Source organism: Vallitalea sediminicola, assembly GCF_054408565.1.
On record NZ_BTPT01000039.1, the window covers coordinates 64499 to 73679 of the forward strand.

6 protein-coding genes are annotated in these 9181 nt (G+C 30.0%); all 6 read right to left on the reverse strand.

Features of this window, described 5'->3' with window-relative positions; genetic code table 11:
• Positions 1-9: 9 nt before the first annotated feature.
• The 6 genes from ACX6CF_RS17115 to ACX6CF_RS17140 all read right to left on the reverse strand — a co-directional run bounded on the left by ACX6CF_RS17115 (position 10) and on the right by ACX6CF_RS17140 (position 8826).
• Positions 10-1713, reverse strand: a complete 1704-nt coding sequence (locus tag ACX6CF_RS17115) for a metallophosphoesterase (protein ID WP_458786574.1) — start codon at positions 1711-1713, stop codon at positions 10-12.
• Positions 1706-2455, reverse strand: coding sequence for a glycerophosphodiester phosphodiesterase (locus tag ACX6CF_RS17120; protein ID WP_458786575.1), 750 nt, complete (start codon positions 2453-2455; stop codon positions 1706-1708). The genes ACX6CF_RS17115 and ACX6CF_RS17120 overlap by 8 nt, the downstream gene beginning before the upstream one ends.
• 87 nt (positions 2456-2542) lie before the next feature.
• Positions 2543-5014, reverse strand: a complete 2472-nt coding sequence (locus ACX6CF_RS17125) for a glycoside hydrolase family 38 N-terminal domain-containing protein (protein WP_458786576.1) — start codon at positions 5012-5014, stop codon at positions 2543-2545.
• Positions 5015-5135: 121 nt separating this feature from the next.
• Positions 5136-6038 (reverse strand): carbohydrate ABC transporter permease, encoded by a 903-nt coding sequence (locus tag ACX6CF_RS17130; protein WP_458786577.1) that lies wholly within the window; start codon positions 6036-6038, stop codon positions 5136-5138.
• A gap of 71 nt (positions 6039-6109) precedes the next feature.
• Positions 6110-7819, reverse strand: a complete 1710-nt coding sequence (locus ACX6CF_RS17135; RefSeq protein ID WP_458786578.1) for an extracellular solute-binding protein — start codon at positions 7817-7819, stop codon at positions 6110-6112.
• Between the two features lie 50 nt (positions 7820-7869).
• Positions 7870-8826: an ABC transporter permease gene (locus ACX6CF_RS17140; protein WP_458786579.1), complete on the reverse strand. Its 957-nt coding sequence runs from the start codon at positions 8824-8826 to the stop codon at positions 7870-7872.
• Between the last annotated feature and the right edge of the window lie 355 nt (positions 8827-9181).

Here is a 9181-nt window from a genome sequence, read left to right on the forward strand (position 1 = left end):
TTGTTCTCATTACTTGTCCTCATTGTTTAATCCGAAATCATAGAAATCAAATCTTTCCTTGAAATTAAAAGGAATTATAAATTCATCTTTTTCTGAATCCAGGTGAAGCAAATCAAAATAAGTTTTATTATCTTCTTCTAATCTTTTTACCCAAGGTGAATATGTTTTAAAACTTATAAATCCATCCTCTTCGTAGAATTGGGCTAATTGTATCCAACTATTTCCACCTGATGGATAACTTTGATAATCAATAAGTAGTTCTAAAACATCATTATCATTATTATTCTTAGCTATTGAGTGATCTACTGCAAAATGATGCCCCGCTACTACCATAAATATTTGGTTGTGTTTACTAACAAAATTATCCCATATATATTGTCCATTAAGAGTCCTATAAAGCACACCATTATCAGAGTTATATGCATCATGAGTAAATATTATGGTAGGCTTATTTTCATTTGATTCAAGAATATTTTCAGCCCATTTTATATCTTGCTCTATATCTTTATAATTCAAAGAAATTATCATGTATTCGTAACTTCCAGCTTTAATAACACCACAGAAACTATTTCCTTCACTATTAGCTTCTTTAAAATAATCTTTTCCAATATATCGATTTTTCCCAAAATATCTATAAAAATTCATTCCACCATCATTAAGATCATGATTACCTGGCGTCACAAAATAAGGACAATTCACTTTATCTAGTAATTCAAAAGCACTATCAGCATTAATATATTCTTTTTCTATAGATTCTTCTGTTATATCACCAAGATGAAGTACACCTTTAATATTTAATTCTTTCTGATTCTCTGCAATCCATTCTGTAATACAAGTAACCATCTCTGGAGCTATTTGTCCCATATATTGTGTGTCTGGAATAAATACAAAATTATAATTATCTTGTTTACTCAGTAATTTTTTTTCAACATTACAACCTTTTAATTTAAAAGTAGGTATAGGATCTGGAATTAACCATTTTTTCCTTTCTAATGCTTTATCTGAAATTCTTATCCTTTTTAATTTTCCTGAAAACAAACCACTTAAAGAGTTATTCCATTGTCCTGCTCCTATTAACCATCCTTTTCCATCTACCAGATCTATCCCTTTTACTTCTTCTTTTGGATTTCTTATATCTGATATGCCATTCAAATATAGTTTTGTGTGACTACCATCATTTACAATAGTTATATAATGAAACCCATTTCTAAAATTATTATTATAGCAAATAGACCAATTGGTAGTATCATAATCCAAATTCAAAGGATGACTAGCCCACTGGAACATATCATTATAACTTAATGTAGTTAAAATTTCCTTTTCACCATTAAGTTTACCAATATTAAGAGCTGCTCCTTCTCTTGTTAAAATCCCCATCCAAGGATCATAAATATCCTTTGGTAATTCTAGAATAACTTCAATAGTATACCCTCTATCAAATGTTAATGTATTAATTGGTGCATTTCTCACTGTTTTAAAATATTTGCCAATACCCTTTTTCTCTCTATTATTAAATACTAAACTTTGATTATCGTCACTCCATTTCAAAATATTTTTGAGCCTAGAATCATTCTCATCTCCAATTGTAATCAACTTAATATTATTTTGATTACTACTGGCATCCATTAGAGTTAAATCGCAGCCATCTAATGACCCCGTTCCAACAAATTTCTTATTAAAATTCCAATCTGCAACGACGCTATTATTAAGCATTTCCAGCCCTCCTTTTCATAAGTATATTCTTTTTTAATTCCATCATTTTTTTCACCTTGTTTGTAGTTATTGAATATACACCTAATTTAAAATATTTATTCATATCACTTATATCATCTAGAGTCCATATTGATATTGGTAAGAACCTTGAATGAGCATAATCAATTAATTCTTTATTGCAATGTTTGTATTCAATATTAATACCACAACAGGATGTATCAATTGCATCATGACATATTTCTTTAATAATAGATTGATAATTATAGTTTTTCGAATTAAAATTCTCATCTTCTACATTTAATAAAACGCGGAATCCAGGGTAATTCTTATGCATATAAAAAGCTTTTTCTTTATCACATCCTGAAAGGATTACATGATTTGTCATATTTTTTTGTATAACTATTTTTGTCATTGGTTCAATACAGTATGATGACTTCATATCTAAATTAAGTACTTTATCATATTTTAAGATTAAATCTAAAACCTCTTCTAGAGTTACAATATTTTTTGTTTCCTCAAAAATTCTTAATTCTTCAAATGTCAATTCTTCAACTTTTTTCGATTTTAATTCAGAAGGATTCACAAGTGAATCAGGCGTTAATATTGCTACACCATCTTTAGTTGCTCTTACATCAACTTCAATAATATCTGCACCTGTTTCTATTCCTTTTAGTATAGAACTAATGGTGTTCGGTTGTGTATTCATACATCCAGCATGAGCAGTAATTAATGGTAAATTCATCATCGTCCCTTCTTTCTATTAGTAAATTCATTATTTATTCTTTCTTGGTATAAATTTAACTTAGTTCCAGATTCAACTACCTAATTACTATATCTTATATTGAATAACTCCAAGTGAGGATTGTCTAAACTTTTCTATAGAACTGCTTTTAATTATTTTTGTTCCCCACTCTATTGTGTAATTAATATTTAAATGGTTGCTTTCTCTTGAAAAAAAGTTACAATGCCACATATTACAAATAGGCCATGAATAAATATTAAAGTCATGAATCTCTTTTATATTTTCACACATTAGTACCGTTGGTTCATATTTATATGATTTTAACTGTAATAAAAACACATCCGGACACGCCACTTGAATATTCAAATCATTTCGTTCCACAAAAAATCCTCCATATACAGTATTGTGTTCAGTTAATGTCCCAGGCAAATGTTCTTTCCATGCTTCTAGCAATAAGTCTCCTCGATCAACATAAAGTTTATTTTGCTCAGTAGTAAAAGGTAATGCAATATATAAATTATGAGATTGTTTAACATATTCTTTTGTTAATATAATATTCATCTCAATTTTCTTTGTTGTCTTATATACTCTCATTGTTTGCTTATATAAATCGAACTTATTTATTTTGAAATATAATGCAAGTTCAAAATAATAAGGATTATCCTCAATTAAATCAACGTAATCAAGTTCTCCAAAATAACGATTACTCATCAGTGTTTTTTTATTTCTTGAAATAAAACGATATCTCCTATTAGCTTCTCTATCATCCCATACTTCACCTTTACTATCTTTGTTTGTTTCAAAAATAGGAGTACCTAAACATTCTTTTCCATTTAGTAATTCACAATCTATAGTTTTATCAAGTATTGAAAAAACACCTCTTTCATTCCATTTTATTAATATATCTTTATATTGCGCTTGATCTTCTGACATCATAACACGCTCGAACAAAAATTCGGATTTAGGAATCGATATTGGATTTATATCCGTCAGTCTTTCAAGTCCTACACCAGCACTCGTATGAAACGCTTCCTCAAATAACTCTATTTCAAATTTATTTGTTTCTAATTTATCTACTGTTATTTCTAATTGCTGCAACGATTTTAATTCAACGTAAATATGAGGTACTGAAGTTCTTAATTCCTCTATCCTCTTCATAAAATATGGATATATTTTTCCATTAGAATCAGTGATTTTATAAGGCTCAGTATAAGTATATAAATCAAACTTATCAAACCTTAGAGCTATAACGCTTTTAAATACTTCCTCAGTTGGGTTAGTTAATAAAAATTTATTACTTACATTGACACTACAATTATTAGCACCATTTGCATTATAATATTTATACTTTATATCATTTACAAGTCCCACAAGTCTTCCAATATAACTTTCTTTTACAAGTTGAATACTTCCAACATCAAATAAATATGGATCTGAAATACTCATAAAATGTCCAAAAGTATGTTCCGCATATAATGCTATCGTTGTTTCTATTTCTTCTTCAACATCTTTAGTTAATTCACTTGCAACGTCCTTATAATATAGATACTCAGTCTGTAATCTTTTAAAATATTTAAAGTGATATGGTGCAGTACCTATCCCATCACTCCACCAATCTGCCCAATCTCCTTCGTAAGTTTCAATATTCTCATTATCTTTAATTTCATCAAAAAATTCAGTTAATGTTACAAGTTTGACTTCTACTTGGTCACTATATAATTCATTCCATTGTTTTATACGTGGCACAATATTGGGATTAGGAATGGCATTGTCATCATCAGTTCCATGAATTCCCATTGCAACAAAATTAAATTTGTGATTGATACTTTCTAGATACCCCAGTAATTTATTGAAACGCTTTTTAGGTAAATTAATCCAATCATTAATTTTATCGTCATAGTTATATGCTTTTGCGTTAAATCCTTCATCAGTTATAACATCCGAAAATGCACCTCTTGGACAAAAACCAAATTCATTGCCATATGTATATAATTCACCGTTATATGTTAATATTTCTTTATTATTTGGCAACTTCCATTTAAATGGAATTAATTTCTCATTCAACGAATATATACCATGACCTGAATGAACATTCGTAAATAAATATTCTATGCCATTATTTGCAAGTTCCATTGCATATGTAACATTCAATCCATTTACATCTGAGAACATTGCAGCTTTTACAGATGAATTTGCATCTCTTGCTAATTTTTGTGCTCTTTTTACCAAAGAACCATAAATACGCGGATGGATTGAATCAGTAAAATTAAAATAGGAACCTGTCACCTCAACGTATCCCTCTTCTATAGCCTTCATCATTTTCTCAATTTTTTCTTTTGAAGCTGATTTCAAATAATTATCTAAAATCCAATAACATTCTACTGTGTATTTATACCCCTTGGTTTCTTCTTTTCCTGATTTGATTAATTCAATTTCCAATAAAATATCATCTAAAAACTTATTGTATCTATAAGATATCTCTGAAGTTGTATGTGTATAACCAACATCAAGATGCGAATGATGTATTAAGTATACAGTCCATTTTTTTTGTAAATTCATCTTCAATCTCCTCATTATCCACCATGTCATCTAATTATTCGTACTTATTATCATATATACCTAAAACTAAAAGTAAGAATATTCATCCTTACTTTTCATTTCATAACTCAATATATCAGCATTATTCTTTAATAGCACCTATCATAACACCTTTTGCAAAGTATTTCTGAATAAAAGGATATACTAAAACTATGGGGAGTGTTGATACTACAATTGTGGCCATCTTAAGTGATTCACCCGTTACAGCTCGCTTGGCAAATTGTGCTGATTGATATGAATCTGACATTAATTCCTTTAGTTTAGCTTGTGTGGTTAACATCTCTTGTAAAATTGTTTGTACCGGATGCAAATCAGCATTTGTTACAAAATATGCACCTGTAAACCAATCATTCCAATGTGCAACACCATTAAAGAGTGCAATTACAGCTATAACCGGCTTGCTTAATGGTAATATTATTTTAATAAATACTGTAAAATCATTACAACCATCTAATTTAGCCGATTCTTCTAAACTAATACTTATACCTTCAAAAAAGGTTCTCATCATTATTATGTTCCATGTACTATATAATGATGGTATTACGTAAACCCAAAAAGTATTTAAAAGCCCAGTATTTCTAAGTAACATATAATATGGAATGGTACCACCACTAAACAACATAGTGAAAAATATTAGAAAGGTAATCACTCTTCTACCAGGCAATGTTCTACTCTTTAATGCAAATGCAGCCATAGCAGTCAGAAATATACTACTTACTGTACCAATAACCGTTCTTAGAATGGTTATCTTATATCCAGTAATGATTCTGTTATCATTAAAAACCGCCTTGTAATTATCAAGCGTAAATACTCTAGGCCAGAAATAAACTCCACCCATTGCAGCATCTTTACCACCATTAAGTGATAATGCTATAATATTCAATATTGGTAGAATTACAGCTAATGAAAATAATGATAAAATCAATATATTCAATATATGAAAAATCTTCTTCCAACAAAATGGTTTAGTTCTTTTATTTATCAATATTTCACCCTCTTTTTAATGTATCAGGTTGACAAATATACAATTTGTCAACCCAATGTTTTATTAAATATTTAACGTAACTTTAACTGCTTTGGATCTTCTTCATACAATTTCATCAAATAGTTTTCAAATTCTTCAATGCCAGCATTTTTCAATTGTTTTCTATAGTTATCAAATATTTTTTTTGCTTCATCCATAGATTTGGAATAAATAGCTTTTATTCTTAAATCATCATATGAATCTAATATTGGTTTTAATTCTGCAGCATTTTCCCAATCGTTAAGATATGCAGTTGCTGAAAATCCCTCTGTATAGACAACTTTTCTTTGACGTTCCTCTCGTCCATAATTATAAAGAGAAAGAGGAATTTTATTCTTTGTAGGATCTAGTTTACTACCATAAATTAATTCACCAAAATCTGTCTCAAAATCATTATCAGTGTTACCAAATGGTATTCCCCATTGACTACCTGCGCCACCCATGTAAATATTTAATTGCATAGCTGCCTCAGGATCATTTTCTACAAGATCTAATATTTCTTGTTTAACCATTGGTTTACCATCAACCATATCATAATGTTTTCCTTCTATACCATATTGCCATAGAAGTTTTCCTTCTTTTGATGCCATGAAATCAGCAAATTTTACAATTTCCTCAGGTCTTTTAGCCGTAGATGCTATTGACCAAGCACAATATCCTGCTTTCCCTGGTTCATATTCTATATCTTCACCTTCATAATCTAATAAAGGTCCTACAGGGTAGTACTCTGCATCTTCAAACATATCTATATAATTATGAACATCTTCTATAATTGCAAATGAATTCGAGCGACATGCTTCTTCAGCTCTTGTCCCATCCATTGTAAAGAATTCAGGATGAATAAGATCTTCGTTTAATAATTTTTTGAAAAAGTCAATTTGCTTCATAACAAGATCTGTCTCTGATTCATGAACAATTTTACCATCTACTATACCAAAACTACCATCACTAGCAAATGTAAAGTTAGCATTTGCATAATGGCGCATTCTACCACCCCACAATGATGGTCCAAGCGGAGTTACAGTTTTACCATTTACATCTTTGAAGTTACCATCTTTAATTTTTTTAAGTAATTCATACAAATCATCTTGTGTTTTAATTTCCCAACCTTTTATTCCTAAAGTATCTGCGATATCCTTTTGAATATACATACCGCCCCTCATTTTGTAATCTTGTGCAGTTTCAGTTCTTTGAATTCTCATATGAACTATATATGTAGCTCCATTAAATTCTGGTCTTTGTATAATATTTTTGAATGAATCTGTTGGAAGAAATCCAGGTTCAAAATATTTAGAATACACTTTTGTTTCTTTCAAATACGGAGCAACATCAGCGAACAATCCTTCACGAGCACCTTTTAATACTATACCCATTTCAGGCCTAGCTGAATGATTCAAATAGTAGTATATAGCGTCTGGTAAATCTCCAGAAGCTAAAGTTGTCATCAAAGCTTCTTTACTGCTATTTGCAGCAGTATGCTCAATCTCAAAAGTTATCCCTGTTAATTCTTTAATTTTTTGAGCAACTTCATTATTGATTTGATCATCAGGTAATCCAAGTCCGATATCTTCATCAAAAGTTCTTAAGACTATGTGTCTATCAGCTATCCAGGTATCAGGTTTGTCTGAAGGCTTTTCAACAACTTTATCTGTACTACTAGTATCAGTTTTTCCCCCACATCCAGCTAATAATACTGTCATGAGCAATGTTACACTTAACATTATTGATACAATTTTTTTCATATTTGTTCCCCCTAAATAGATTTTTTATATATCATAGAAAGGTTTACCTTCTACCACACACTAACTTCACTATACTTCTTGCTTAACTTGTTGGCTGTTATTACCAAAATCAATCCAACAATACCTTGTATAAGTCCAACGGCTGTAGCATAACCATATTGACCGTTTGTTAATCCCGTTTTAATAACATACACATCAAGTGTGTCTGCCAAACTCATATTACCAGGAGTTCTAAGAAGCATTAATTGTTCAAATCCTGTTGATATTAAACCACCTAATCCCATTATAAAAAGAATTCCAGCAGTTGTTCTTATTCCCGGTAGGGTAATATGCCATATCTCTTTAGCTTTAGTAGCTCCATCAATTCTTGCGGCTTCATATAATTGTGGATCTATCCCAGATATCGCAGCCAAATATATAATAGAACCCCATCCAATACTTTTCCAAATATCGCTAGAAAAAAGTATGGAATAGAAATATTTACCTTCCATTAGATAAAAGGTACTCCCATCACCACCAAATAAAGTTTTGAATTGATTCATAAGTCCTATATCTGGAGCAAGTACTCTCTGTACTATAGCAATAGCTACAACCCATGAAATAAAGTGTGGTAAATAAGATATAGTTTGTGATATCCTTTTGAACCTCTTACTTTTCACTTCATTTAACATTAAAGCTAAAATAATTGGAAAAGGAAATTCTAATACAATCTTTATCAAACCAATTACTATTGTATTTCTTAATAATTGCGGAAACTGATAATTTGAAAAGAATGCTTCAAAATATTGAAAGCCTACCCATGGACTTTCCAAAAGGGATTTATTAAATTTGAATTCTTTAAAAGCTAATAACAATCCACCCATTGGAATATATTTGAAAATAAAAAAATAAACCAAACATGGTAAAAGCATTAAATATAAAATCCAATGTTTTCGTACTTGAGCTAATAAACCCTTATTTTTTAATCCTGTATTTACTTTTGTAGTTCTTTTTGATCTAATATCCATAACGAATATCTCCCCTTCCATAAATAATGATAATACTTTTAGCAAATATCAACAATAGATAAAATTTTAAATTTTAATGGACTTTATTTAGTTTAAGGATATATCAAAGTTCATCATATAATCGAGTAGGAGGAATATCATTAATTGATATTCCGACCTCTCACACCACCGTACGTACCGTTCGGTATACGGCGGTTCTCTAGTTTTCACGTATTTTCAAGTAATAGTGAGTCATGGTCATATAACCTAGATTTACTATTTCTTTATTTGTAAGCACAATATTTAGCATCATTGTTGAACGCCATGTCCCTTTCCTACAATTAGCCATTTCATGTACTTTCCATAAGGGTAAGTT